We start from the raw sequence: 25,673 nt of genomic DNA, 5'->3' as shown, positions 1-25,673 counted from the left end.
TTTTTGCACCTATTCCACTAACGCCCCCTGTTAGTCGAAAAAGCCTGAGCATGTGACAAAAAAGAATCTCAGGTATTTGCTTTAAGAAATTAATTTTCCCACTCCATTCATGATTATAGGTATCGTCTTTGAAATAAGTTCTTCTGCTGAAATTTTCCGTCCATCATTATTCCAAGTGTACGCAGCTCCATATATACTCCAACTCAGCAATGTTGATATTGTTTTTAATAATTCCCTATCATCATCTAAAAAAGATGTATTTTTATTTCCTTTAAGTAAAAGATGAAATATCACGTTCTGTAACTCCTCTATAATTTTACTTTCGATGATAGGTCTTAAAGATTGATAACTTCTCTGGCACCGACTACTTAAATCTTTGTGATAATCACACATGATTAGAAGGATATTTGTAATGGATTCCTGATTGAATACATCATGACAATTTAGTCTTTGTCTCAGGTAGTCCCTAAAAGTATTGGTTATTGTAAAATCCAGTAGTTCGTATTTATCTGCAAAATGTGCATAAAATGTTGCTCGGTTAACTGTTGCCTTCTCTGTGATATCTCGTACTGTTATATCTTTGAAGTCTTTTTCACGAATTAACGAAGTGAAAGAGTCCTGAAGAAGTTGTCTTGTACGCATCACTCGTGGGTCATTTTTTTTTGTGGTCATATATCTCACCTCATTGTTTATAGTTAATCATTGTGTTAAAACGACGATATTCGACAATATTTTAGAAATGTTGTTTAAACAACATTTCAGCAATTTTGATGATTGCTCGTATTTTTCCTTTACTTTATCATTAATTATACAACACGTGTTGTTTAAGCGACATATGTTTCTGGTGTAAAATATGTTTAACCAGGAGGTTAAATATGAAAACAATAGCCATTATTGGAGCAGGTCCAGGACTCGGATTTTCTATTGCAAAAAAATTCGGTGAGAATGGATTTAGAGTAGCATTAGTTTCTCGTAATCAAGAAAAATTAAATCAACTTGCAGCACAGTTGAAGGATTTAGGAATTGAAGCATCTGGATTTGCTGCTGATTTATATGATAAGAATCAAATAGTTAAAGCATTTTCAGCTATTAAAGAAAAGTACGGATTCATTGATGTTTTGGAATTCAGCCCTACAGCAGGTAATTTTCCGCCAACGCCTGCATCTCAAGTAACAGAAGATAACGCAATGGACCTATTTCAAGGATTAGTTATTGGAGCTATAAGGTGTGTACAACAAGTTTTACCTGATATGTTGGAGAAAGGTACAGGGGCAATTTTATTTACAACAGGTCTATCAGCTATGTATCCGATTCCTATGATGGGTAATGTAGGTATTGCATTAGCTGGTTTGAGAAATTACGCCTTAAACTTGCATTCAGATTTAAAACCTAAAGGAATTTATGTAGGGCATCTTTCATTAGGTGTATTTATTAAACCAGGTACAGAGACAGACCCTAAATACATTGCAGATGCTTGGTATGAAATGTATAACAAAAAAGAAAAAGCAGAAGATACGTTTCCAGTTGGTGTTACACCAGAGACAATAATTTATTAATTAAGAAAAATATATCTTATTTTATTCAAATAAAGGAGTGGAGTTAGAATGGCAAAAGTTTTATTCATCAAGGCAAATCCTCGTCCAATTGAACAAGCTGTTAGCGTACAGCTTTATCATGCTTTTCTTGATAGCTATAAAGAGTCGCATCCAGAGGATGATATTATCGAACTTGATTTATTCAAAGAAAATTTACCTTATTACGATACGGATAAAATTAACGGAATGTTTAAATTAGCGAAAGGCATAGAACTGACTCCGGCTGAAAAAGAAGCAACTGATTTGGTTAATAAATACTTAAATCAATTTCTTTCTGCTGATAAAGTCGTATTTGCTTTTCCACTTTGGAATCTCACGATTCCTGCTGTGTTGCATACATACTTGGATTATTTATGCCAATCAGGAAAAACATTCCGTTATACACCAGAAGGTCCGGTAGGTTTGCTTACTGAGAAAAAAGTTGCTCTTTTAAATGCAAGAGGCGGAATCTATTCTGAAGGACCTACACAATCGAACGAGATGGCTGTTAACTACGTAAAAACACTCTTAAACTTCTGGGGTGTAAAAGATATCACAACAGTAATTGTAGAGGGACATCATCAATTCCCTGACAAAGCAAAAGAAATTATTGCAGAAGGAATTAAAAAAGCAGCTACAGTTGCGACCACGTTCTAATTTTCATTTCTTCCCTTTTTAAGTAATCTTCTTGTAAATAAATAGTATTAAATAATCTTTATTGTCTCTAGAGAGCTACAAGTTTTAGCACTTTGTTTGCTATATGTAGCTCTCTTTTTCATACATAGCTATTAAGCTATACTACCCTGTTTAATAAAAAATAAAGAAAATCAACATTCACGTTTACCAGAGCCAAAACCTAAAATCGCACACTAAATCTATGAGTGACAACAGCGATTGTCAATATGCGAGATAGGGTACTAATTCTTATGTTAAAACGTGAGAAACTTTGCTTAAACAATAAAAAATCGAGTGTAAAATCTATGCGATTTTACACTCGATTGCCTATGTTAGAGGAACTTGCTGTTGAAGAATGGCGGCGGCAATTTGAAACTAATTTTTTCGGTTTAGTGGCAGTAACAAAAGCGGTTTTGCCGGCGATGAGGGAACGCAGAAACGGCAAGATTGTGAATATAAGCAGTATCAGCGGACGAATCGGCTTCCCTTCTATGGGACCTTATGTGGCATCTAAGTTTGCGGTGGAAGGATTCAGCGAGTCTTTGCGTTTGGAGATGCTACCCGACACGGCCCCCGCTCCGGATGAAGTGATCCAACAGATTGTGCAAGTGGCAAAGTCTCCCTCTCCGAAATTGCGGTATCCGGTTGGCAAAGGCGTGAAATTAGGAATTGTTATCAGCAATAAAAACACTCCTTAAGGAGTGTTTTTATTGTCAAAAAGGTAATTGTTGTTGACTACTCGCTTCTGGTGGTTTTTCTAGCCATCCATTTTTAATCATAATGTTTCCCCAAATAGCACTTATTTTCAAATCTCTCAAAATGGCTGCCTCACAATGACCGATTAAATCTACCCTCATACTGGTAGATAATGCGGTACCATAATAGGACATTGCCGCATTGAATAAAAACCCGCTATGTGCCATCATAAATTTATCTGAAAAAGGTGCAATTAAAGAATTTGTAACTTGATTATCTAATAAAGGAGGAGAATGCAGATTTTCTTCATGCAAGATTGAAGAAAAGATTCGAATGTGCTTGTTTGTCAATTTTACACCTTTTTCCATAAAATCACGCACTTCTTTATTCTTTGTTACTTGCATAAAGCCGAGTAAGATAGCTTTTGCTAAAATACTTTTCTTTAAATTAAAATAAATATTTCCGCATTCAATGGAATTTAATTTTCTTCGTTTTCCGATTACATCAACTGCATAACTTAAATCTGTAATGAATTCAATTGTATTTGGATTAGAAAAACCAGGGGGTTTATCATAAAGTCCTTTAGATAAAAGAACCTCAATTGATTGATTATAAACATCCATTGCATCAAGATTGCATTGATAAAGAAAATCTCGAATATCTTTCCGAATGGAAACGCTAAACGACAAATTATGTCCAAATAATCCATGAACCGTCATATTGTAAATGTATTCTAACCAAAAATTATCTGTGAACAATGGAGGAGCATTTAGATTTACATCTTCGTCTGTAAACCCAATGGGTATAGGAAAATCTTCTTGTTGAAAAATAGCCTTGAGTTCATTCACATGTTTTTCTGACAAATCAAGCGATAATTGATAAACTGAACGAATTTCAGGGTCTTTAATCGTTGCTAATACATATTTACAACCACAAACCGCTGAAGTTTCCTGTAAATATTGCGTCCATAAACTTGCAATTTCAGAAGAAGTTAATCGAGAAGTGTTTCCATTCAATATTGTTACCTCCAATGATTAAATCCTTGTAATACCTGTAAGAATAGTTTAGGGTATTACGATAATTTTATACCCGAAAAGAAGAAAATTATGGAATATTAAAAAGGAAAGAGATGCCAACTATCCTGCCCGGTTACTTGAATAAGAAAAAGGCTGTCACAACAGCCTTACTTTCTTAAACTCAAGCACCCGTTAGTGAAACAAGGAATATTGTTTCTTTTACCATTCTCTCCATTCTTCAGTTATGTCTTCTTCGGATTTTAAGCCAACTATACGTGCAGCTTCAGTAATAAACTCACATAGTTCTTCTCTCTCCATTGTTTCAATAAAATGGTGTGCCTTTTCCCTATATATAATAGCATGGTAGTTTGTTTGTTGTAGGAATAAGGACGGCCTTTCAGTGGTGGGACATACCACTCGCTCAGGAACAAGAATATAGGTGGGTAAACTAGTTGCAGTTATTAAAAAATATAAAGGAATGAAAAAACAGCTGTTCTTTACGATAATGGGTTCCGTAATGAGGTGCAAAACAGAAAAACGCACGTTAAATAACAGGCTAAAACACACAATAATCATCTCAGAATTCACATTACAATTAACATAAAAAAATGGCTTGGAGAATGTTCCAAGCTCTTTAACATTTATTATTTTTACAACAACCGTAAAAATTATCTTTGCGATCAGCTGTTTTTTTCATAAATCTACGTTACCAAAAGTCGTATGTTTATTTACAGTATTTTATGTTATTCGTTAAGATTGGCGGTCCTAATTTCTTCGTTTTTGAGTTGGAAGGACGTACTTGTATTTGAACCTCTTTCATTTCTGCGGTAATATTGTCGATTCTCCCTGCCCATGTGGGGTCGTACTTTTCTGCAGAAGGATACAGTTTGAAACGCCAACTGATTTCATCTGGAATAAAAGCAAACCCTTCATACATGTCGTAATTCCCCAAAGTGCTGAGGTCAGGTAAGTGGAGAGCATGAATACTTATACTTGTTCGCGGGAAGCTCGGTGTCAGCTTCACCTTGTACACTAGTGCTACCCCTTTTGTATTCTTGTTCTGCTTATTAAGAGGTTCTAATATCACGCTACATGGTAAAGATGGTGATGAATCTGCTCGAATTTGATTTGGACTCACCATAATTGTAGTAACTAATACTAACACCAAAATAAACTGTTGCATGGTTTCCTCCAAGATGTTTATTTGGGTTAGTTTTTGTCTGGTTCTATGTTGTTATACAATAAAGAAAGTGGCACCCTCTAAACCGTTCTGAAAGAATGGGTTATCCTTTGCTTTGTTTCTCCAACAGTTCAATGATTCTATCCAGCTTCTTTTCAATTTGTGCTGCACTACTCTCTGAACTTCTTCTCATGACTAATGATTTGACTGCGAAAAACACCGCACTTGCAAGAGCAATAAGAAAAGCGAACATGAGCAATTGAAAAATGATTGATCCCCAATCCATCTTATCACACCCTCCTTTTCCTAATTGTACCATAAAGAAAGGAGCAATGATTGAAACCTTTGGTTATATGCCCTATTCATGATAAGTTAACATAACATTGTATTTATTAAAAACAATGTTATTCCGTGTTTTCTCTCCCGCAAGTGAACCTGTTAATTTTTTATCCCGCTATTTCTTGAATAGTTGAAGTGGTATATCCCCACTTCTTTTTAAGATACACGGTTGGTTTCATCATAATAATTTACACGACAAAATTCTTCCTCCCATTACATTTAGTGAGGAAGAGGCTGTCTCTATATTCTTTGCGATTCATGCATTAAGACACTATATTTCTCTCCCATTCGATATTGAGTATGAATCAATAAAAAGGAAATTTTATTTAAATCTTTCCGGAGATATTAGAGATACGATTGACAAAATGAAAGATCGAGTTGATTTTTTTCGATACACCAACAAGAAGAAATTCCATTTTTAAGACAACTGTTAGATGCAGCAATTCGACAAGACGTTATTATAATTAGTTATGAAACAAATGGAAAAACCAGCAATAGGAGTATTCAACCGATTGGTATTTATGCAAATGAAGGAAAGTGGTATTGTCCATCTTATTGTTTTTTAAGAAAAGATTATCGGGTCTTTAGATGCGACCGTATAAAATCTGTAGAACGTGATAAAAATACTGACCCTATTAACTTATCTAATATTAATTTAAAGAACCGTTTTTCGATCCTTAATGATAATCAAGAAACATTCGAATTATATGTGGAATTAACTAATAAAGGTGTAGAAAAATATCAATCTGTAAATTTCCCAAATATTGTGTTGAATAAAAGAGAAAATGGTTCGGGGTTTTTGGAAGGTAAAATCTCAAAACATGATATTAACTTTTTTTCTGATTACTTTATCACATATGGTAAAGATGCAATTATCAAAAAACCCTTTGAATTAATTAAATGTATGAAAGAAAAATTAAATAAAATTTTAAACCAGTATAACTAATTCAAAGGTCAATAAAAAAGCATGGCTTGACAAAAGTTAAAGAAACATAGAAGGTAAGCACATATTAGTTATGTTTTAATATGGTTGTTTACCTTGTTTTTTTATTCCATTAATGCACCTTGGATCGCTGCATAACTTATGAGTTGTTTAACCCATCTTCTTGTTATTCAACTATCGCGCCCAATTGTTAAAGATATGAATCGTTTTTCCTTATGAAAGAAAAGCTCTCATCCAATAGAGATTCCTATAAAAAGAAGCAGAGATCCCTTCTCTGCTTCTTTTTATGATTAGCTTTTTAACTTTAATTGTTGGTTTTCAATGACATATATATGATCTGCTACACGATCAATAAACATGCGATCATGTGATACGAGAAGGACGGTGCCTTCATACCCTTTTAAAAAGCGTTCTAACGCTTCAATACAAAAAACATCCAAAAAATTGGTCGGCTCATCTAAAATCAGTATATTGTATCTTCCTAAAAACAGTTGACACAATACTATACGGATTGCTTCTCCACCACTTAAATCGCGGACATTCTTTCTTAAATCATTTCCTGTAAAATTCATTGCGTGTAGGACTGCACGGATCTTGCTTTCATCGTAGTCGCTTCTCTCCTTCATATATGCCATTACGGTTTCATCTTTTTCAAAATAATAGTCCATTTGTTCATATGACCCGATGACAGCTTTTGGAGATATGGTAATCCCTTCTCCTTGTTGTATGATATGACGAAGGAGTGTTGTTTTCCCTGAACCATTTTTTCCCGTAATCGCGATAGCGCTCCCTAATGGGAATTGGAAACTAGCTTCTTTGAGTAGAGTTTTATTCCCTGCCTTTAACGTTAATCGATCCGCCATAATCGGAAACTTATTGTGTAGCTTGAGAGCTACTGGTTGAGGAAAATAAAGTGTTTGTTCCTTTTTTGGTGCCTCCACTGCTTCGAGTTGTTCCGCTCGCTGCTCAATCGCTTTTGCTGCACGTTGAATCGCCTTTTGGCTTGTATCTTTTGATTTCGTCATAAACATTTTATTTGCCTTTGCTTTCGTTTCCTTTTTTGACATACGTTTATTTGGCTGAGTAATTTTTTCCGCCTTTTTCATCTTCTCCTCTGCCGCTTTTAAAAGACGTGTTTTTTCTTTCACGTATTTTTCGTAATCCTTAAGCTGTCTATTACGAGCGAGTTCTTTTTGTGCTACGTAGTCTGAATAATTTCCCGTATATTCCGTTACACGCCCGTCTTCTACTTCCCAAATTTTCGTAACAAGTTCATCCAACACATGACGATCATGGCTTACAAGAACAAGCGCGCCGTAGTAATAACGTAGCTCATCGATGAAAAACTGTACACCATCCTCATCTAAGTGTGTTGTCGGCTCGTCAATCAATAAACCTTCATGATAGGTGGAGAAAATTTCTGCTAACTTCAAACGCGTTTGTTCACCACCACTTAAATTTTTAACTTCTGTTTGAGGTATAGATAGCTTTCCTAACAGCTCATAATCTATTTCTCTTTCAACTGGTCTTGACAGTTGATCGAAATAAGCAAAATCTGCAAAGCGATGTACTTGACCTTTATCTGGCGTAATTTGACCGGCCAAAAGTTTCAATAACGTACTCTTTCCAGCCCCATTTTTTCCGACAATCCCGATACGATCAAACTGGTGTACTGCTAGTCGAGGGATATCTAATACTAATTGATCTAAAAATGAGACTTCAATATTTTTTAATTCAATATATACTTTTTCCATTATTCACTACCCCCAATTCATTTGTGCAGTTAGCACTTTCTTTCTCATTCCTTGTTTACTCCAACTAAAATATCTAAATCCACTGTGATCTCAGCGGAATCCCGATTAATAAACGCATCAATGCGTGCTTTATCCGCAGACCAAGCAAGCGGTGTCATCTGAACCAAATTTGTAAGCTCCGCTTTATTAAGGTTCTTTGTATAACATAAATGGAAAACATCCAGTAGATGGAGATGTTTTTTAAAAAGCGACACGATTTGATCATTTTTATAGACCTTTTTTTCATCGTTATCAAAGAGCACTTCTCGTAGCTCCTTTAGATAATTAGGACGAGGAACAACTTTAATGACCAGCCCATCTTCAACTAAAATCCTCTTGAATTCCTTGTAATTGGAAGGAGATAAGATATTAAGAACCACATGAAACGATTGATCCGCCAGTGGTGATTTGGCCAAGTCACCTACTAGCCAAATTTGGTTATCGTATCTCTTCGCAGCCATGGCAATGCCTTCCTTTGAAATATCGAGACCAACCACAGTCATTGCCGGAATCATACATTCGTCCAAAATCCTTTGTAAGTGAGAACCTTCTCCGCACCCTAAATCTACAACCATAAAAGGTTTAAGAGAAACATCCATATACTCCTTTATCACCTTCGTAATCGTCTCATGCATAGAAGTGTATAAGTTGCTTTCCATAATGATTTTGTGTCTTGCTTCAAACAATTCCTTCTTGTAATGACTATTAGAGGGATGAGTCATCAAGTTTACATATCCCTGTTTTGAGAAATCAAAAGTATGGTTTTTAGAGCATATTAGGCTTTTAAAATCAACAACCCTCATCGAACTTTTACAGATTGGACATCTGAATGCCGCTACAAATTCACTAACAAGTTCTGCACTTTTTACTTTTTTGGTCATGTTATCTCTCCCTTTCGAAATAAAAAAAAATCACAGGCGATCTGCCTGTGATTCAGAGTAAAGGGAAGAAGACCCATCCTTATTAGATTAGGGGCTATTAGAAGCCGTCACCAAATAAAGTGAAACTTCCATCAGTGGGGGGCGACGCACAGGATGTGCTAGTGCCGATGAAGACATGAGGACACGCGTTTTTAATCGTCCTTCATCCGCCACTGATGGTTAGTTGAACCAATCGGGCTTTTACGGGCAGTTATTCTCCACTTAGACTTCATTGTTTCCACTTAAGTCTTGAAGTGAGGACTTACTGCCCGTTAAAGCGGGATAAACCTTCCTTTTGCTAAACAAAAGAAGGCGATTTATACATAAATAAAAAAGACAGAACGGATCCGCCTGTCTTCACATTACATATTTTCTATACGAAATGAAGATTATTAAAAAAGGACAGACTGCTCCCATTACTCTGCATACACAAGCAGAGCCTTTGAACGTATTTAATTACTGGTTCAAAGTTGGGAAACGCAATCTGATAAAATACATTTTTTTAATAATCCTCCTTAAAATCTAAAAGTACAGTGATTATTATAGAGATCCTTTTAGAAAAAGTCAAAGAAAACTTAACACTTATTCCACTATTATATACAACGTTACTTGAAGAAAGTGTTCCTCAGTCTAACCTCGATTCCCTCAAAACCAAAATGTTAATTTTTTTAAATTTTAAATGTAAATCATCATCAATTGGTTCTTCAATATTATTCAGTGCGACTATTGGTATCATTTACTCTACCGATAGTATTGTGTACTTAGGGAGTTTCTTTGAAAAAGCCTCTACTGAACTACATTCTTCTAAGTTTGAAAACAAATAAAAACCGTATGCATCATGAGTAAGAACAATGGTAGTAGTGTCTTTGCTCATATCGATTAGAAGTATAGAGTATTCCATTTCTTTATTACGCCAGTCCTTGCCAATTTCATTCTTGAAACTTACATTATCTGAGAAAGAAATAACATAAGCACAATTTGTTTCAGCCAGCCAGAAAGAATTGCTTATTATTTTTTTCAATGCATTAGGTGTAGTTAACTTTACTTTAATAATAGGGACGTTATATTCAAGTATTCCACCATCTTCTGTTGAAGCAAGAACCTTATCAGCTAATATTTTCACTTGATACTCTTGTCCCAATTTATTTAGCAAATTCTCTAGCTCTTGATAATCATCATATGTTGTAACTGTCAAGTAAATCGGAAACCTATTCAGTCCACATAAATAATCAGTTAAAACCTTTTCAATTTCTTTTGCTTCAACATAATACTTATATTTCGGTTCACCTATTATTTCAAATGAGTCATCATACTCACTATAGATATCGGGATGAATACGAACGTTAACCACCTTGATTCCCCTTCTTTAAATGCTGATTTGAATGATTCTGGACAAAATTTTAAAAATTCCTTAATGAATGTCATCTACATACATTTCCTAAATGTTACTTCACTTTCTACAATATCATCATTTACAATCAATTTATGTATATCTTACGACTCAAAGACTTTACAATACATGAAAGCAGTATGTCGATATTGAATTATCTCACCGTATCGGTTACTTTTAATTCTTCTTACACAAAGTAGTTTAGTATCCCTCATTCCTTAAGTGTTTCTTTAACCTCTTTTGAAGTTTAGAAGGTGTCTCTCCTAATTCAATATACGAAGTTTCTATAATATCTAATAGTGCCCCTTTAACTCTTGTTAGTCGGATTAATCCTATTTATTTGAAGATTGTTGTAACCTCAACATCATTCCATTAGATACTTTCCATTAATAGTCCCATTCTCAAGTAGTTCCTTATATGTTCGAAACGTTTGACAACCCTTATAAAACTCTGATAAATGACATCCATCATGGCTATAACTTATATAATATTCTTTTCTTTTTATATACAAAATTCTTCCTAAACTGCCCTGTTGGTGCAATAAGGAAAAATCGACACCCTTATTGAAGTATTACTATTCGTTAGTCGCAAAAGATTTTACGAAGCATATTGTCCAATTTTCGTTATTAGAACAACAATCAAAGAAAAAATTACGGCTATTATTGCATCGTGGTTTATGGTTGTTTTTTCTATAGGCATCCATTTAATCCTACCGAATAAGCTAATTAACCTTGCGACTACAAAAAAGACAATAAAATAACTAAAAAATTGACCGATCAAAGAAAATGTTGATTGACAACAAAGTCGTTTAAATACAAATAAAGTTGTTACATTTACAATAAAGTTATTTAAAAACGTCCATTAGGTTGTTCAACTAAAGGGCCATTTTCTGGAATAAGTAAGAGAATTATTTTCTTAGCTTCTGTAATAATTTACACTTATTAAAAAAGGGCGCACCCCAAACTTTGACATTCGCCATGTCAGGGCGTCCCCAACAAGAGTGTTGGGGCATGTAAAAGCGTGGGGCATAGTTTTGCATAGCTATCAACTCCTTAAAGCCTCTCAGAAGCCCTAAGAAGCCCTCACAGGCTTTCTAAGGGCTATCCTATTTTTTCTATTTCCGCCAAAAAGTTGAACAGTCTGCCTTATCCTTGATATTAAATTCAATTATCTTCTCTAGCAATTCGTAATTTACCGGCTCATTCCACGGAATTCGAAACAAGCCTTTGGTAGCGCTGTAGCCAGCTTGGGCGATTTCATCGGCAAAATGCACCATTGTCTTTTCTTCGGGTGAAACGCTCAAATGATTCTTTGCTGTGGAAAAGCCGATGATAAATGTGCCGTGATCGGAAAACATTGGCGTATTCCACTTGATTTGCGGTTCCAAATTTGGGAATTTATTAGCAACCCACGCCAAAATTTCCTCTGTTCGGTCGCGGTGGTCGGGGTTATCGATACCTGCTAAATATTTTGCAAAAACTTCCATGTCTTCCTCCTTCGATAATTATGCTATTGCCGCCAAAAATTCGAATTCTCAGCCTTATCCTTGATATTAAATTCAATTATCTTCTCTAGCAATTCGTAATTAACTGGTTCAGTCCATTGAATTCGGAACAAGCGTGAAGAAGCGCTGTAGCCAGCTTGGGCGATTTCATCGGCAAAATGCACCATTGTCTCTTCTTCGGGTAAAATGCTCAAATGATTCTTTGCTGTGGCAAACATAATGATGTATGTGCCGTGATCGGTAAACGTGGGTTTGTTCCACTTGATTTGCGGCTCCAGGTTTGGAAATTTCTTAGTTACCCAAGTCAAAACTTCTTCCGTTCTGGCCCGATGTTGCGGGTTATCAATATGCGCTAAATATTCTGCAAAAACTTCCATGTTGTTCCCTCCTAAAATAAAAATTATGTCGTTCAGAGAAGTTCCTCAAACCCATTCGTCGTTAAAACTCCTCACAGAACCGCTCAGATACGTTCTTAAACAACACCTATTTCCAACTATATATTTTACAAGGATAGTCAAAATGGCTTAAAACGCAAATTAGAGGCTTTAAAAAGTATCTGACTTGTATCGCCAGCGATAGCTGGTCTGTCTAAAAGTATATAACTACATGTCATCTATAGCTACATAGCATAAATCCTATTTTTAATTTTCAACTTTGCAACAGAATCCACTAATATTTATAAAGCATTAGAAACAACAGATAAAAAACAACAAAAAAACAAAACAATTAACCTCATCGGAGATGGTCTTGCATTGGCCCGAAAAAAATATTAAGGTGCGAAATTGTGAACGATGCTTCTTATAAATACGAATGCAGCAATAATAAAAACGACTAAAATAATCGTTAATGTTATTGCTATCCTCTTATTGTTTCTGTTGATGATGGCGAGAACAGCTAAAATTATGACACAACACACAAATAATAATGAATACATCACACGCATCCTTTCGTTTAAAAAAATGAAAGCAAGATCTAAGAACAGGTCTTTAAAGTTGGAAAACACATTTGATGTCAGCAAATCCTCCATCCCTTCATATCTGGAAGCTTTCCGTGAATCTCAGAGCATTACCACCTTATATACATTTGGTTTTTAGGGTTGTTGATGCCAACTATAAAAAATGAATGAGTACCAGCATATTAGAAAGGTGAGCCATATCGCGTTCCCCCAAATACCAATTTTTAAAACCTTATCTTTTGAGTGTTCTTTAGAAAATTTTCCCCAAATGAATCCAATTGCAGCGGTTGAAATGTCAACAAAAAAACCAATTCCTTCAAAATCAAGGAATAAAAGGACGGAGCTTACTAATAGCAATATTGGTACTATATTCAAAAAAATGCCTCTCCTTTTTTAATCAATTGATTTTATTTCCTTTACAGTCTCTGCATACTCTTACACGCATAAAAATTTTGGAACAGAATGTTACGTATATTAAATATCTACATATAGAGACTTAACGACATTTGATAGATGCTTACCACTGTTCGTTTCTTAAGCTGGCCATCATTTGATTCCATTCAAGCCTTCCTCTTCATCAATTTGTTCGAGATTGTTACCTGAATGATTATCCCAAATGCTCTTGGGTCTATGAATCATACAAAAACTTCTTTATTTAACCGTTAAGTAACTTACACTATGTGATACATAAAGCAACATCTTACAAATAAATTCCATTTCTATATCTATACAATAATCTATATGTTCTGGTAAAATATATCAAGAAAAAATTGGAATAATTGGTTGCTGAAAAATAATCCAATGGTGTTAAACAAACGGATGCGATGCTTAAATAAGGTATCGCTTCTTTTATTCAACTTCATGGAAGAACGAATGAACTTCCATCATCCGTGGCGAAGCTCGCTTCATGGTTGGCTAACGGAAGCGATAGTTGAATAAGAAAACATGAGTAAATGATGTTAGTCTAAAAATTGGACACGAAGAACAGAGAGATGATAATAAACTTAATTACAATAGGTTCGAGGTGTCCAATCATGAAAAAGAGAACATTTGATAAAGAATACAAGATTCAAGCGGTTGAGTTATGCTTGAAGGGGGACAAGTCCATCGCCCAAGTGGCAAAAGAACTAGGTTTAGCTTACAATACTCTTCACCGTTGGGTTAAAGAATATAAAGAAAGCAACGGAAAGAGTTTTGTGGGTTCAGGCCATATCAAGCCACAAAATCAAGAAATCATCGAATTACGCCGTCGCAATCAAGAGTTAGAGGAGGAGTTAGCCATCCTAAAAAAGGTGTTAGGCATCTTCACCAGAAACCAGAAGTGATTTACGCATTCATTTTTCAACACCGAAATGAATTTCGTGTGGTGAAGATGTGTCAAGTGCTCGGTGTTTCCAAAAGCGGGTATTACGACTGGCTCAAGCGTCCGAAAAGCAAGCAGAAAGAACGAAAAGAACAATGGACTCAACAGATTCGAAATGAGTATCTAAAGTCCCGTAAGATTTACGGAAGTCCAAAAATTACGCAAGAACTACGCAAACAAGGGATTCATGTGTCTCAAAAGACGGTGGCTCGCATCATGAGCGAAGAAGGCTTGAGACCCATTACCGTCCGTAAATTCAAAGCCACTACGAACAGTAACCATCCTTACAACGTATATGACAATCTATTGAAACAAAACTTCCAAGCAACGGCTCCGAATGAAGTATGGATGGCGGATATTACGTACATTCCTACCATGAAGGCTGGTTGTATTTAGCGAGTATCATGGATTTATATACTCGTAAGATTGTAGGATGGTATATCGATACACGAATGACGAAAGAGTTAGTCATCAAAGCGTTACAACGGGCTTTAAACAGCGAAAAACCAACGGAACGAGTGATTCATCATTCGGATCGTGGGAGTCAATATGCTTCGAATGATTATCAGCAACTTTTACAGGAACATCATTTTCAAGTGAGTATGTCGAGATGTGGAAACTGTTACGACAACGCTTGTATGGAGTCGTTTCATAGCTTAATCAAGAAAGAATGCATCTATCCAAATCGATTCCGTACGCGAAAAGAAGCGAAACAAACCATTTTTGAGTACATCGAATGCTTCTACAATCGCAAAAGAAGTCATTCAGCTCTTGGCTATGTATCGCCATGTGAATTTGAGGCTGCTTACTACGCTAACCAGAGAAAAGTAGCTGCTTAAGTTCAGCTATTTCTCTCTGTTTAACGTGTCCGTTTTCTTGACATAACACCAATCAATAAGTATTCTTAATGAATTTTCTTCAGGTTCGGTTAATTCCTTAAGATAAATATAACCCTTCCATTTCATTAAGTCTCTGTAGTTCACTGGTTATCACTCTTTTCCTGTATCGTTTGTTGTTGACTTTCAAACTAAACGAAATTCAACTTAGCACAAATAATTTTTATTGTCCCCACTCTATAGTATATATTCTGTATTATAAGAGAATTCTCAGGAACAGCGGAATTGTTTAATGACACTTTTTCTCCTTCCCAATGAGATGAAGTTTGTGAAAATACAATCTCTCCATTTTCAGAGATGATAAGCAGCATTTCCATATCAGTGATAGAAATTAGTCTTGATGCTAAAACACTCTTAAGAGAGTTTTCAATAATCGCTGGCACAGCCAATGAGAGGAAAACCCAAACATAAGCTCTATCTTCCCCCTGACAATAGAATGCCAATCCAAGCAAAACCAACGCTTATGAGAACTGACGATAATACATACAATATGGCTGTACCGAAATCCTTCTTTTCAATTAAATGAACCGTTTCATATCCAAATGTCGAAAACGTAGTGTAAGCCCCCAGAAAACCAACCCCAAAAAACAACCATAACCAAGCAGAAATATCTCCATTTGAATGTAATACAAATAAACACCCCAATATAAAGGAGCCTGTAATATTTATAATCCACGTTCCTATTGGAAAAGTTGTTGTCACTTTTGAAGATATCCATTTGCTTAATAAGAAACGAGTAATGGCACCTAATATTCCACCAATACCAACAACAAAAATCATTTTGCGATCTTCCCCTTTACTTTATCTGATCTGTTTATACGAGCTAGTCCAATTCCGCTGAAAGCTAATGCAATACCTCCAACAACACTAAGCAGAACATACAGTATTGCCATTTCGACTTGGTTATTTTTGATTAAAGTAACTGTCTCGACTGAAAAAGTTGAAAATGTAGTAAATGCGCCTGTAAAACCAGTTCCTATACATAGATGCAACGTAGGGCTAATTTTTATTTTTTGCAACGTTATGGTGAAAAACCAACCAAGAAATAAGCACCCAAGTAAATTAATGATCAATGTTGGCAATGGAAATCCATGATGTACCGGTATCCATTGTCCCATACAGTATCGAAGTACGGATCCAAAGAAGCCGCCAATACCAACAGCAATAACATTCATTTTTATCACAATCCTTTCAATAGATGGTCAAAAATAAACAGACTCCTGCCAGAGAAATCTCTAGCAGGAGTCATTGGTCATAAAGACGGTTATGGCGAACTCCACCGCCTATTTAGCTGGTCTTGATGATCATATTTTATAATGAGGAATTTAAAAAAGCAATTCATTCACCGAAGAAAGTCTGAAACAATAAATATGTGTTTAAGCTGATAATAACAATATTTTCGTTAGACTTTCATTTCTCCGTGATGGATTTTAGAGGTTTCTATTTGAATGGTTGTATGCAGAATCTTAAATTTTTCTTCAATCATGTGAATGGCATCTTGTAAAACCTTTTGGCTGTCTTGGTGATCTTCAATCAAAATATGGCAACTTAATGAGTCCAAACCTGATGTAATCGTCCAAATATGGAGGTCGTGAACGTCAATCACTCCTTCAATACTTTCTAAGGCTTTTTTCACTTCATTTTGGTCAATGGTAATTGGCGTTCCTTCCATCAAAATGTGAACCGTATGTTTAATCACTCCCCAAGCGCCTTTCAAGATTAATAAGGCAACCAAAACGGAAATAATGGGGTCTGCGACATACCAACCAAAGAGCCACATGACAAGCCCAGCGATGATAGCGCCTAAGGAACCCAAAGCGTCACCGATCACATGAAGATAGGCACTACGAAGATTGACATTATTTTTCACATCCCCTTTTCTCATTAACGCCCAGGCACTTAAAAGATTGGCAAAGAGTCCAATTGAAGCAATCAGCATCATAGAGACGCTAGCTACGGTTGGTGGGTTGTAAAAACGCTGAATAGCTTCCCATACGATAAATCCAGCGATAACAAACAAGGTAACTCCATTAAATAAAGCCGCTAAGATTTCAAAACGATAAAAGCCATATGTTTTATTCGGTGAAGCTGGTTTGGTGGCAAACCAAATGGCAACTAGACTAAGAACAAGTGAACTGGAATCACTAAGCATATGACCGGAGTCAGAAAGAAGTGCTAGGCTGTTTGTGATTAAACCTCCAAAAAACTCTAACAACATAATTCCAGCAGTAATGAGAAGTGCAATCGTAAGCCCTTTTTTATTACCTTCTCTGCTGTGATCATGATGGTGCCCGTGGTGATGGTGATGACCATGGTGGTCGTGAGAATGATGGCGGTGATGACTATGCATTGTCAAACGCCTCCTTAATGATGCTCAGAATGGTCAATGGCTTGTTTTAATAATGAAATAACGTGTTCGTCATCGCAAGAGTAAAACAATGTTTTTCCTTCACGGCGATACTTAACTAGTCTCAGATTTCGTAACATACTAAGTTGATGGGAAACAGCTGATTGAGACATTTCCAACACTTCTGCAATGTGATTGACATTGCACTCTTCTTGCGATAACAAGTAAAGAATTTTGATTCTGGTTGGATCGGCTAAAGCTTTAAAAATGAGTGATACATTTTCAACAATTTCCGATGATAAAAAGGAGTGGTCGTTTTTATTCATCATTGGATACCTCTTTCATTTATATTTCTTCATATGAGCATATATTCATATGTAATGATTACATAAAAATTAATTTTTTGCAAATTTAAGGAAAACATCCCCTAAAACAAAAAAACCCCTTTTCGAGGAGTTGTATTAGGAGTTTATAAAAAGTACAAATACAAGGTAATGAATACAAACCCAACTGTTGCAAGAGTTGAACAATACATGGTTGTTGCTGATTTAAGAGCTATACCAAACATTTCTTTTACCGCTACGGAAAGTATAATACCCATAGCGAAACTAATTATTAAAGCTAAAAGCCAAGGAATTCCCATTCCAAATTTGTATCCAATCAAAGCCCCGACTCCAATCGGCAAAGAAGCGATTAATGCACCAATTAATAAGGTCATAATACCAAATCCAGCCATAAAAAGTGGAGTGAATACTGCGATCCCTTCAGGTATGTTGTGGAACATTATAGCTGTCATCATTGAATTTGTCACAGAAGCATCAGAATTGGCTCCTAGAGCAATTCCAATTGGAAAATTATGAATGGAGATGCTAATGATTAAAAGAGCTCCTGAGTGTATTAGAACGTCTTTTTTAGGATCATTTGTGATAATCGTGATCGAATGTGCCCCCTTTTCTAAATATGAGAAAATTAAATAGCCAATGATTAAACCAAAAACAACTGTCATCCAACCTCCAATTTCAATGCCTTCAGGTAAAATTTCAAGTATTACAAGTCCAAAAATCAGACCAGTACATATCGAGAATATAGTTGAAATTCCTTTATCCCTAAAAAACCAAGCAATAGATCCTCCAAACATCATTCCAATTACGGAAGCCAAAAATCCCGCCACATACGGTAAATTCAATCTTTATCCCTCCCCCTTGTCAGAGTTGTCTTTTATTTTATATCTGTGAAGTCATAGAAATATGCATAAAAAAATCCTCCGCTAATGGAGAGGACTTTGGCTAGCACACGTTCGTTCTTCCATGGGGGGTGAAGTTCAGCAACTAACTACAAACCATCCGGTTTCTTTAGGAAAATCTTCACGAGTAAGGTTTTTACCAGAAATGATTTGGCGATAGGAGGTAATCGTTCCATCATGAGATACTATATAAACCCTTTCTCTTTGTAGTTTTTTACACCAAATAATGAACTTTTCAGCTAATTTGATAAATTCATTTTCTGGCAACACATTGATCCCTTCAGACCATAACTCAACAGGTAAGTCCCTTTCAATTTCAAAGGTTGGAAATTCGATTTGAATTTTTTTGAAATAGTTTAAATGAAATGTTTTACAAATTATCTGGTATAGTGAAAAATAGTAAAAGGCTGTCTAGTATTTTCGACAGCCACAATGCAATATTCAATCAAATTACTTTTTCTCGAAACGCAAATGAACAAACTTCATCATCTTTAATAAATCTACAACCCTTACCATTACACGAGTGCTGCTTTCCCATTTCTTGCTTACGGGTATACCTTTGAAGTACGATTCGCAGGATAATACCTTGATTTTTGACGACCAGCTTTCAAGCACTTTTGGATTGTTGACATAGAAATACATTTTCGCGCCCTTGTTCCCTGTTTTTTCTACTGTGCGATTAGAAATCTTTAACGCAAATTTTGATTCCGCATCAAAGTACAACTCGCCGCCTGGAAAGCGAAGTGCCATTTCTTGAAATATTCCTTTTAGTTGACTTTCCTGAAAATAGTAGAAAACTCCGGCAGATACAAAAAGTATACCGTCTTCCTCATTAAATATCACATCATCAAACCACGAAACATCAAAAAATGATTTGGCAATGCTGATGTTCCTAGGAGAGTCAGGGATAAGAGTTTTACGGAAAGCTATCGCATCTGGTAAATCAAGGTTGTACCAGTTAATGGTGCCATTATCAACTCTTGAAAATGTAGTATCAAGCCCCGCACCAATGTTTACAATAGTGGCCCGAGGATGTTTTTCTATAAAAGCTCGGATGGTATCTTCAACTTTTCGTGCTCGTACTAAATAGACGATGCTTCCGTATTCTCCCAAGGTCTTGGCTATGTCGGTGAAATTAAAATCACAATCTGCCATGATCTCTATCGCTTCCTTGTCATACAAAATTTCTGGATTCTTCTCACTGGCAGTGGCACGTCCCCAAAGAGGTATTAGCATTGTGCCTTGAACGGATTGTAAATTTAATGACATATTATCTTTCCTCCTTAAATTTAAGCAATCAAATCTGATTTACTTTCTAGAGAGTGTCGAACATTTCATACAGAAGCGATTTATTAGGAATGATTAGGGTTAGAACACTTCTATTTTCTTTTTACTATTTGTAACGATTTTTACTTCGATAAGATAAATACACCGTAATGATTGAGCCAATAATAGCCCCAGCAATTAATCCTGATCTTATATTGCTGAAAATTATTCCAAGTATTAATCCGATAATTACCCCTAGACTTATGATGGAAGCACGTTCACGTTGAGTCATATATATCAATCCTCCATTTTTTTTAGCAGGTAATTCACTTTGTGCATAGCGTATTGAAGATCCAGTTGCTCTTCACGATCTAACTTGGATAGGTCATTGACAAAGTTCTGATAAATTTTCGCCCATTTTTCTTGTTGTGAAGTTTTTCCTTTCTCTGTTAACTCAATTACAAACGACCTCTTATCATGCTTATTTTGACTTTTAGTAATGTAACCCTGATCAAATAAGCGTTTAAGCAAGACTGTCATTTGCTGTTTGGGTACATTTAGGCCTTCACTTATTTGTTTGATCGTCAGGGTATTATGATTCATAAATAAAAATTCTAAGATTTGGTTCTGTAAATGCGTTAAGTTACTAGATTTTTGATTCAATCGCTGAAAACTCTTAAACAAATTAGAGATTAACTCGATATATTCTTTACTAATTTGAAGCATAGTCATGCCCTCCCTAATATAGTAATTTATCATATACTAAATTAGTGAAAAAATAAACTTATTTTTTATATTTAGTAAACGATAATTTACTAAATATAATTCCGTTGATTTTTTTATAAAAAACTTCTGAAAGATACAACTGCACTTTTAGTCCAACAAAAAAGAACTGACTAATATCAGTTCCGTTCACGAGTTCTTGCACACGGTAGCTCGAAAGGAAAGTCAAATTCATTAACAAGCGTTGTTTAGTATTATACTTCCTCAAAACAATATTATTTATTGAATTTTAATTGTTCTCTTATAAACTAACCAGCCCCTTTTCACAAACCCATACCGTTTTTACATAAACACCTAATTTTGTTAGATATTTTTATTCAATTAAATGACCTCTTATATGAAACAATATAGCTGAAGTTTTTAAACAACATTTTTGTTGAGGGAACATCTTTTTTGTCACTTAACAACAGAGAGGAAATAATGTTTACCTTCCCCTCTCAATAATCTTTACTCCATCATGGGTTTTCAGATTTTTGTTCTCATTCATAATTTAATCCTATATCACCGTCTATAGAAATTGTTTGAGTCCTCGTTGCTTCTCTTGTAACACCTTTTTTCATCAATAATTCCTTGCGTTTGATAAGAAATTGAGTTGACTATTCCTAATACGAATCCATCATTATATATGGATCAACTGTTGGATCATCAGTAAAAGTAGATTTTAAGATAAAAATTGGATCTGGGGGTAAAATGGTTCATTTAACTATTTTTAGTATAAATTCTAGAAAATAAAAATAAAAAAATATGTCGAAAAAAGTAGAAACATGATATAATACCAAATTGTCTGGCATTTTGGACTAATTATATAAGAGAGAGGAGACGTCATGAATTTACTTCAAAAAAAGTCAATTACTCACTTGTTAACTCAAAAGAAAACATTGCAAAAAACACTAGGTGCCTATGATTTAATACTACTCGGTATCGGCGCGATTGTTGGGATCGGCATTCTTGTGTTGACAGGTGTCGCAGCAGCAAATGATGCAGGTCCTTCAATTATCTTTTCGTTCATGCTGGCAGCATTGGTATGTGGATTTGTAGCGTTTTGTTATGCGGAAATAGCATCGACTCTTCCTGTTTCCGGAGGTGTCTATACATACGCGTATGTGACAATTGGGGAAGTAGTCGCGTACTTAATGGGATGGACGCAACTTCTAATTTATGTTTTATCCGTTGCTGCAGTGGCAAATGGATGGTCTGCATATTTTCGCTCATTGTTAGAAGGATTTCATGTGCATATCCCGAAAATGCTAAGTGCAGTACCTCAGCAAGGCGGAATGGTGAATTTGCCGGCTGTCTGCATCATTTTACTTATGACTTGGGTACTGTCAAAAGGTGTGCAAGAAAGTAAGAAAGTGAATAATACGATGGTAGCCATCAAATTATCCATCATTTTATTATTTATAATTATCGGAATATTCTATGTTCAACCGGAAAATTGGGATCCATTCATGCCGTTTGGTTGGAAAGGAGTTCTAGCAGGAACTGCTACTGTATTCTTTGCATTTTTAGGGTTTGATGCGGTTGCAACTGCGGCAGAAGAAGTGAAAAAACCGCAGCGTGATTTACCAATTGGCATTATTGTTTCTTTAGGTGTGTGCACCCTTTTATACGTTATTGTTTGCTTAGTTTTAACAGGAATGGTTCCATATCATTTATTAAATGTTTCCGATGCGATGGCATTTGCGCTTCATGCAGTCGGACAAAATTTTGCTGCAGGAGTTATATCAGTTGGAGCACTTGCCGGCATTACAACAGTTATATTTGTTTATCTTTACGCAACCGTACGGGTTCTGTTCTCTATGAGTCGCGATCGTTTACTGCCAAAACCGTTCTCAGTAGTTCATTCACAATCTCAGGCACCTGTTTTTTCGACATGGATCGCAGGACTTACAGGAGCAGCCATTGCTGGGTTTATTGATTTGAGAGCATTGTCCAACTTAGTCAATATTGGTGCTTTGTTAACATTTGTGATGGTTGCCTTATCCGTTATTGTACTGCGCAAAACACATCCAAATCTGCAACGAGGATTTAAGGCACCGCTAGTTCCGTATCTTCCAATTTTGACGATTGCGTGTTGTGTCTTCTTAATGACTCGCCTTGCGCTTGAAGCGTGGTTGTATTTCTGCATTTGGATGATGATAGGTTTAAGTATTTATTTTATCTATAGAACGAAGCGCCAAAAAGATTCATCCCAAGAGCAAGCGGATATGATGAAAAAAGCAAACTAGAAAAGCAGGATCATGAGTTATAAATAGGATTCTAGTACAAAATATCTCTGAAGCTTGGACATACTGATACTATCTATCAATTTTGAAAAAGGATGATGTTCAGTGTGGAGAAGCAAAATTTATTCAATAGAAGCGTTAACAGCCTAATTTTATTTGGTTAACGGTGAGAGGGTGTACTTACGGTACAATCTTAGTTTTGTGAAATGAAAAAGATATTTGTTGCGGGGGCTGAGAAGATACAGATTCACCAAACCATTATCATCGGTTTGAATCCGAGTGTCACCTTTATAACTTAACAAAAAAGAGCATGGAAGAATTCTTCCATGCTCTTTTATATAATGTTTACTCCATTATTCTCTTTAGAACTTAAAAGGTTTTGCGCCATTCTTTTTTATCTAATGGTACCCCCTTTTTAACATAATTCATGGAAACCGTTCCATGCTTTAATCCAGCATCCTTTTGAATAAATAATACGATCTCGTTAAAAATTTCTTCGTCCTTTTTATCGGGCTCTCTAGGTATAGATATATGAATAAAAGGTGCCGCATCGTATTCTTTATAACTACCTGACTTATTTGGATTCACGTGATATGTTATTCCGGTTCTTTCATCATATTCTCCCCAAAATTCATCCAACACTCCGAGCTTTTGCTCAATATCAGGACGTATATGGTTTTCTAATTCCTTATCGTTTGAGTAAGCGGGAACCACACGAGAAGAGCACTAAAACTTACCATGATATAGATCGTTATTTTTCGTGGACCTGTTCGATTGATCAAAGCCCCGATAAAAGGCCCTAAAAAAATACTGGGCAGCCACTGCATGCCGATAATGAAGGCCAGTTCGGCCCCGATCCCGTATTTCTCTGCTACGAGGAGCGGAACCGCAACAGGCAAGGCCCATGAGGCGAGTTCCCAAATGATGAAGGCTAAAAATAGCGGGTAAAAGCCAATTCTTTTGAGAAAAGGGAAGAAAAGTTCATCGTTTCACCCCAATTTTGCTGTTGAGATAAGCTTCGAGTTCGTCCGATAAATCGAGATTCTTTCCAGGTAAGCTCTTCGACCAAATCAGCCACCGTGTATTTGGCGGACATCGATTTGGCTTCGGCCAAAAGTAGAAGGAAAGCTTTCTTGCTCCTTCCGACACGGTTTACCCGTTTGCCTGCTCAACCGCTCCAGGATGTTGTCTAGATAGTTAGAATCAAAATCTTCGGGTAATAAATGAAACCTTTCAAATTTTTCATAATAATCCTTCTAAGGAGAAGACATTATTTCTCTCAAAATCACTAATAATTTCTCGAGTCAATAGGAATCTCAATTGCTCTTTAGTTGACCATCGGTAATCCATGTGTTCCTTTGAGAGAACGACCTCTCTATTATTACTCCTACATAAGTAGGTAAGAATAACTACCTGTCTTGTTGGGTCAGTTTTGAATGTGGTTGCATATAAAATCTTTTCAACTGTAACATCTAACCCAACTTCTTCCTTAATTTCTCGTAAAAGTGCAGTTTCCAAATCTTCTCCAAATTCTATTTTCCCCCCAACTAATTCCCACGTTCCGCCGCCAATTTCATCATCCTTTGCACGTTGTACAATTAATACCTTGCCTTCATGTAAAATAAGACCTTTTACAACTACAACCATTTTATTTGCGTATGTCATTTGAAGCACCTTTCCCTATCTATAAATCTATAAAAAATATATAGAAGCAAAAATAAATACTGATTAACTCTACTTTCACAATTAGTTATAACCCTAGTGAGTAAATCCTCCATCCCTTCATTGTTAGAAGCTTCCCGTGAATCCCAGCGATTGTCATGCATCATCACCATCTTATAAAGTTTTATTTAACAGTTAAGTAACTTGTACTATGTGATACATAAAGCAATATGTTACAAATAAATTCCATTTCTATATCTACACAATAATCTATCTGTTCTGATAAAATATATCAAGAAAAAATTGGAACATTTGATATTTACTTTAATATGAGATATTAAATTGTAGTCATGTTTAACTATGTAACTCTTTACTTTATTGGAATGGTCAACCTTATTACTCAAAGAAAGGAAAAGAAAAGTGATTTCGCAAGCACTGATCATAAAGACGGTTATGTGTAATCGTTCAAAGAGGTGACATCGTCTGGAACTTCCCATGCGGAGGAGTAAAGCCGGATGAAACACTGGAAGAAGCTTGTGTAAGAGAAGTATTTGAAGGAAGTTACGTTATGGAGATTGTAAAATGAATCGACCGAAGAGACGATAAATATACATATATGGCTGAGATTTTAGGTGTAGAATTACGTGTGGACAGGGACAACATTTCAAATACAGATATTTATAGAAGCAGCATGCACTATTTTATTGCTTTCCAACAATTCAAAGTTATATTTTTTTGCTTTGCTCAGCTTTAATACTCCATTTACAAATGGTGTCTCAGGAATATAGATAGCTGTAAACAACTTTACATTAGAAATTTTATAATCCTTCCTAAAAGCATTTTGTTCCCTTTATCTCTAACTATCCTTCCCCTTTACTTCAATAGAACAACAAAAAGGAGCGA

Annotated in this window: 26 protein-coding genes, 2 pseudogenes and 1 riboswitch; of the genes and pseudogenes, 7 read left to right on the top strand and 21 right to left on the bottom strand. The window is 35.7% G+C overall.

Annotated features, from left to right (window positions below):
• Positions 1 to 81 precede the first annotated feature (81 nt).
• Positions 82 to 672: a TetR/AcrR family transcriptional regulator gene (locus tag HNQ85_RS12355; protein WP_181538033.1), complete on the bottom strand. Its 591-nt coding sequence runs from the start codon at positions 670 to 672 to the stop codon at positions 82 to 84.
• Between the two features lie 203 nt (positions 673 to 875).
• Here HNQ85_RS12355 and HNQ85_RS12350 point away from each other — a divergent pair, with 203 nt between their 5' ends.
• The 3 genes and pseudogenes from HNQ85_RS12350 to HNQ85_RS12340 form a co-directional block, all read left to right on the top strand.
• Positions 876 to 1,556, top strand: a complete 681-nt coding sequence (locus tag HNQ85_RS12350) for an SDR family NAD(P)-dependent oxidoreductase (RefSeq protein WP_181538032.1) — start codon at positions 876 to 878, stop codon at positions 1,554 to 1,556.
• A 48-nt stretch (positions 1,557 to 1,604) separates the two neighbouring features.
• Positions 1,605 to 2,231: an FMN-dependent NADH-azoreductase gene (locus tag HNQ85_RS12345; protein ID WP_181538031.1), complete on the top strand. Its 627-nt coding sequence runs from the start codon at positions 1,605 to 1,607 to the stop codon at positions 2,229 to 2,231.
• Between the two features lie 353 nt (positions 2,232 to 2,584).
• Positions 2,585 to 2,947: pseudogene (locus HNQ85_RS12340) on the top strand (SDR family NAD(P)-dependent oxidoreductase); the annotation flags it as partial.
• 15 nt (positions 2,948 to 2,962) lie between these two features.
• On the opposite strand, the gene HNQ85_RS12335 reads toward HNQ85_RS12340, so the two are convergent.
• The 3 genes from HNQ85_RS12335 to HNQ85_RS12325 all read right to left on the bottom strand — a co-directional run bounded on the left by HNQ85_RS12335 (position 2,963) and on the right by HNQ85_RS12325 (position 5,427).
• Positions 2,963 to 3,961 (bottom strand): DUF3231 family protein, encoded by a 999-nt coding sequence (locus tag HNQ85_RS12335; RefSeq protein ID WP_181538030.1) that lies wholly within the window; start codon positions 3,959 to 3,961, stop codon positions 2,963 to 2,965.
• 724 nt (positions 3,962 to 4,685) lie between these two features.
• Positions 4,686 to 5,144 carry a hypothetical protein gene (locus tag HNQ85_RS12330; RefSeq protein ID WP_181538029.1) on the bottom strand — a complete coding sequence of 153 codons (459 nt, stop codon included), beginning with the start codon at positions 5,142 to 5,144 and terminating at the stop codon, positions 4,686 to 4,688.
• Between the two features lie 100 nt (positions 5,145 to 5,244).
• Complete coding sequence (locus HNQ85_RS12325; protein ID WP_181538028.1) at positions 5,245 to 5,427, bottom strand: DUF4083 family protein; 183 nt, start codon at positions 5,425 to 5,427, stop codon at positions 5,245 to 5,247.
• A 444-nt stretch (positions 5,428 to 5,871) separates the two neighbouring features.
• On the opposite strand from HNQ85_RS12325, the gene HNQ85_RS12320 reads away from it, so the two are divergent.
• Entirely contained in the window at positions 5,872 to 6,426 is a 555-nt protein-coding gene (locus HNQ85_RS12320) for a WYL domain-containing protein (RefSeq protein ID WP_343046513.1), read from the top strand.
• 287 nt (positions 6,427 to 6,713) lie between these two features.
• Here the strand turns inward: HNQ85_RS12320 and HNQ85_RS12315 are convergent, their stop codons facing one another.
• The 5 genes from HNQ85_RS12315 to HNQ85_RS12295 form a co-directional block, all read right to left on the bottom strand.
• Positions 6,714 to 8,177, bottom strand: a complete 1,464-nt coding sequence (locus HNQ85_RS12315; protein ID WP_181538027.1) for an Msr family ABC-F type ribosomal protection protein — start codon at positions 8,175 to 8,177, stop codon at positions 6,714 to 6,716.
• A gap of 44 nt (positions 8,178 to 8,221) precedes the next feature.
• The gene (locus tag HNQ85_RS12310; RefSeq protein ID WP_181538026.1) at positions 8,222 to 9,097 is read right to left on the bottom strand and encodes a putative RNA methyltransferase; all 876 of its coding nucleotides are present in this window, start codon (positions 9,095 to 9,097) and stop codon (positions 8,222 to 8,224) included.
• 775 nt (positions 9,098 to 9,872) lie between these two features.
• Entirely contained in the window at positions 9,873 to 10,487 is a 615-nt protein-coding gene (locus tag HNQ85_RS12305; RefSeq protein WP_181538025.1) for a hypothetical protein, read from the bottom strand.
• A 1,153-nt stretch (positions 10,488 to 11,640) separates the two neighbouring features.
• Positions 11,641 to 12,012, bottom strand: a complete 372-nt coding sequence (locus HNQ85_RS12300) for an iron chaperone (RefSeq protein ID WP_181538024.1) — start codon at positions 12,010 to 12,012, stop codon at positions 11,641 to 11,643.
• A 23-nt stretch (positions 12,013 to 12,035) separates the two neighbouring features.
• Positions 12,036 to 12,407, bottom strand: a complete 372-nt coding sequence (locus tag HNQ85_RS12295) for an iron chaperone (protein ID WP_181538023.1) — start codon at positions 12,405 to 12,407, stop codon at positions 12,036 to 12,038.
• 1,612 nt (positions 12,408 to 14,019) lie between these two features.
• Between HNQ85_RS12295 and HNQ85_RS12290 the strand changes: the two are divergent.
• Positions 14,020 to 15,187 (top strand): annotated as a pseudogene (locus HNQ85_RS12290) (IS3 family transposase).
• 188 nt (positions 15,188 to 15,375) lie between these two features.
• On the opposite strand, the gene HNQ85_RS12285 reads toward HNQ85_RS12290, so the two are convergent.
• The 10 genes from HNQ85_RS12285 to HNQ85_RS12245 form a co-directional block, all read right to left on the bottom strand.
• Entirely contained in the window at positions 15,376 to 15,633 is a 258-nt protein-coding gene (locus HNQ85_RS12285) for a hypothetical protein (protein ID WP_181538219.1), read from the bottom strand.
• A 25-nt stretch (positions 15,634 to 15,658) separates the two neighbouring features.
• A complete protein-coding gene (gene crcB, locus HNQ85_RS12280; protein WP_181538022.1) occupies positions 15,659 to 16,024 on the bottom strand; it encodes a fluoride efflux transporter CrcB in 366 nt (121 codons plus the stop codon).
• Positions 16,021 to 16,419: a fluoride efflux transporter CrcB gene (crcB, locus tag HNQ85_RS12275; protein ID WP_181538021.1), complete on the bottom strand. Its 399-nt coding sequence runs from the start codon at positions 16,417 to 16,419 to the stop codon at positions 16,021 to 16,023. Before crcB (HNQ85_RS12275) ends, crcB (HNQ85_RS12280) begins: the two co-directional genes overlap by 4 nt.
• A gap of 57 nt (positions 16,420 to 16,476) precedes the next feature.
• Positions 16,477 to 16,537: riboswitch (Fluoride riboswitch) on the bottom strand.
• Between the two features lie 109 nt (positions 16,538 to 16,646).
• Positions 16,647 to 17,594: a cation diffusion facilitator family transporter gene (locus tag HNQ85_RS12270; RefSeq protein ID WP_181538020.1), complete on the bottom strand. Its 948-nt coding sequence runs from the start codon at positions 17,592 to 17,594 to the stop codon at positions 16,647 to 16,649.
• A 14-nt stretch (positions 17,595 to 17,608) separates the two neighbouring features.
• Complete coding sequence (locus HNQ85_RS12265; RefSeq protein WP_181538203.1) at positions 17,609 to 17,917, bottom strand: ArsR/SmtB family transcription factor; 309 nt, start codon at positions 17,915 to 17,917, stop codon at positions 17,609 to 17,611.
• Positions 17,918 to 18,060: 143 nt separating this feature from the next.
• Positions 18,061 to 18,777, bottom strand: coding sequence for a ZIP family metal transporter (locus HNQ85_RS12260; protein ID WP_181538019.1), 717 nt, complete (start codon positions 18,775 to 18,777; stop codon positions 18,061 to 18,063).
• Positions 18,778 to 18,912: 135 nt separating this feature from the next.
• Positions 18,913 to 19,101 (bottom strand): hypothetical protein, encoded by a 189-nt coding sequence (locus tag HNQ85_RS12255; protein ID WP_220129217.1) that lies wholly within the window; start codon positions 19,099 to 19,101, stop codon positions 18,913 to 18,915.
• A gap of 183 nt (positions 19,102 to 19,284) precedes the next feature.
• Positions 19,285 to 20,103: a class I SAM-dependent methyltransferase gene (locus tag HNQ85_RS12250; protein WP_181538018.1), complete on the bottom strand. Its 819-nt coding sequence runs from the start codon at positions 20,101 to 20,103 to the stop codon at positions 19,285 to 19,287.
• Positions 20,104 to 20,227: 124 nt separating this feature from the next.
• Positions 20,228 to 20,392 carry a hypothetical protein gene (locus tag HNQ85_RS17445; protein ID WP_220129216.1) on the bottom strand — a complete coding sequence of 55 codons (165 nt, stop codon included), beginning with the start codon at positions 20,390 to 20,392 and terminating at the stop codon, positions 20,228 to 20,230.
• A gap of 5 nt (positions 20,393 to 20,397) precedes the next feature.
• Positions 20,398 to 20,826, bottom strand: coding sequence for a MarR family winged helix-turn-helix transcriptional regulator (locus tag HNQ85_RS12245; RefSeq protein ID WP_181538017.1), 429 nt, complete (start codon positions 20,824 to 20,826; stop codon positions 20,398 to 20,400).
• A gap of 881 nt (positions 20,827 to 21,707) precedes the next feature.
• Between HNQ85_RS12245 and HNQ85_RS12240 the strand changes: the two genes are divergently transcribed.
• A complete protein-coding gene (locus HNQ85_RS12240) occupies positions 21,708 to 23,111 on the top strand; it encodes an APC family permease (RefSeq protein ID WP_181538016.1) in 1,404 nt (467 codons plus the stop codon).
• Between the two features lie 366 nt (positions 23,112 to 23,477).
• Here HNQ85_RS12240 and HNQ85_RS12235 read toward each other — a convergent pair whose 3' ends face one another.
• Both HNQ85_RS12235 and HNQ85_RS12230 read right to left on the bottom strand, forming a co-directional pair.
• A complete protein-coding gene (locus HNQ85_RS12235; RefSeq protein WP_246326861.1) occupies positions 23,478 to 23,747 on the bottom strand; it encodes a hypothetical protein in 270 nt (89 codons plus the stop codon).
• 603 nt (positions 23,748 to 24,350) lie between these two features.
• Positions 24,351 to 24,773 carry an NUDIX hydrolase gene (locus HNQ85_RS12230; protein ID WP_181538015.1) on the bottom strand — a complete coding sequence of 141 codons (423 nt, stop codon included), beginning with the start codon at positions 24,771 to 24,773 and terminating at the stop codon, positions 24,351 to 24,353.
• 457 nt (positions 24,774 to 25,230) lie between these two features.
• Between HNQ85_RS12230 and HNQ85_RS18075 the strand changes: the two genes are divergently transcribed.
• Positions 25,231 to 25,356, top strand: coding sequence for an NUDIX hydrolase (locus HNQ85_RS18075; RefSeq protein WP_181538201.1), 126 nt, complete (start codon positions 25,231 to 25,233; stop codon positions 25,354 to 25,356).
• Positions 25,357 to 25,673: the final 317 nt, after the last annotated feature.

Origin of the sequence: [Anoxybacillus] calidus (assembly GCF_013760845.1) — a bacterium.
Taxonomy (GTDB): domain Bacteria; phylum Bacillota; class Bacilli; order Bacillales; family Anoxybacillaceae; genus Paranoxybacillus; species Paranoxybacillus calidus.
Note: the sequence above shows the minus strand (reverse complement) of the source record. Positions and strands in the feature narration are given on the sequence as shown.

Excerpts from the sequence above, each read along its gene's own strand:
- HNQ85_RS12355 (WP_181538033.1), bottom strand. The coding sequence starts at position 672 with ATGACCACAAAAAAAAATGACCCACGAGTGATGCGTACAAGACAACTT.
- HNQ85_RS12350 (WP_181538032.1), top strand. The coding sequence starts at position 876 with ATGAAAACAATAGCCATTATTGGAGCAGGTCCAGGACTCGGATTTTCT.
- HNQ85_RS12345 (WP_181538031.1), top strand. The coding sequence starts at position 1,605 with ATGGCAAAAGTTTTATTCATCAAGGCAAATCCTCGTCCAATTGAACAA.
- HNQ85_RS12330 (WP_181538029.1), bottom strand. The coding sequence starts at position 5,144 with ATGCAACAGTTTATTTTGGTGTTAGTATTAGTTACTACAATTATGGTG.
- HNQ85_RS12325 (WP_181538028.1), bottom strand. The coding sequence starts at position 5,427 with ATGGATTGGGGATCAATCATTTTTCAATTGCTCATGTTCGCTTTTCTT.
- HNQ85_RS12315 (WP_181538027.1), bottom strand. The coding sequence starts at position 8,177 with ATGGAAAAAGTATATATTGAATTAAAAAATATTGAAGTCTCATTTTTA.
- HNQ85_RS12310 (WP_181538026.1), bottom strand. The coding sequence starts at position 9,097 with ATGACCAAAAAAGTAAAAAGTGCAGAACTTGTTAGTGAATTTGTAGCG.
- HNQ85_RS12300 (WP_181538024.1), bottom strand. The coding sequence starts at position 12,012 with ATGGAAGTTTTTGCAAAATATTTAGCAGGTATCGATAACCCCGACCAC.
- HNQ85_RS12295 (WP_181538023.1), bottom strand. The coding sequence starts at position 12,407 with ATGGAAGTTTTTGCAGAATATTTAGCGCATATTGATAACCCGCAACAT.
- crcB (WP_181538022.1), bottom strand. The coding sequence starts at position 16,024 with ATGATTTTTGTTGTTGGTATTGGTGGAATATTAGGTGCCATTACTCGT.
- crcB (WP_181538021.1), bottom strand. The coding sequence starts at position 16,419 with ATGAATGTTATTGCTGTTGGTATTGGCGGCTTCTTTGGATCCGTACTT.
- HNQ85_RS12270 (WP_181538020.1), bottom strand. The coding sequence starts at position 17,594 with ATGCATAGTCATCACCGCCATCATTCTCACGACCACCATGGTCATCAC.
- HNQ85_RS12265 (WP_181538203.1), bottom strand. The coding sequence starts at position 17,917 with ATGAATAAAAACGACCACTCCTTTTTATCATCGGAAATTGTTGAAAAT.
- HNQ85_RS12250 (WP_181538018.1), bottom strand. The coding sequence starts at position 20,103 with ATGTCATTAAATTTACAATCCGTTCAAGGCACAATGCTAATACCTCTT.
- HNQ85_RS17445 (WP_220129216.1), bottom strand. The coding sequence starts at position 20,392 with ATGACTCAACGTGAACGTGCTTCCATCATAAGTCTAGGGGTAATTATC.
- HNQ85_RS12245 (WP_181538017.1), bottom strand. The coding sequence starts at position 20,826 with ATGCTTCAAATTAGTAAAGAATATATCGAGTTAATCTCTAATTTGTTT.
- HNQ85_RS12240 (WP_181538016.1), top strand. The coding sequence starts at position 21,708 with ATGAATTTACTTCAAAAAAAGTCAATTACTCACTTGTTAACTCAAAAG.
- HNQ85_RS12230 (WP_181538015.1), bottom strand. The coding sequence starts at position 24,773 with ATGACATACGCAAATAAAATGGTTGTAGTTGTAAAAGGTCTTATTTTA.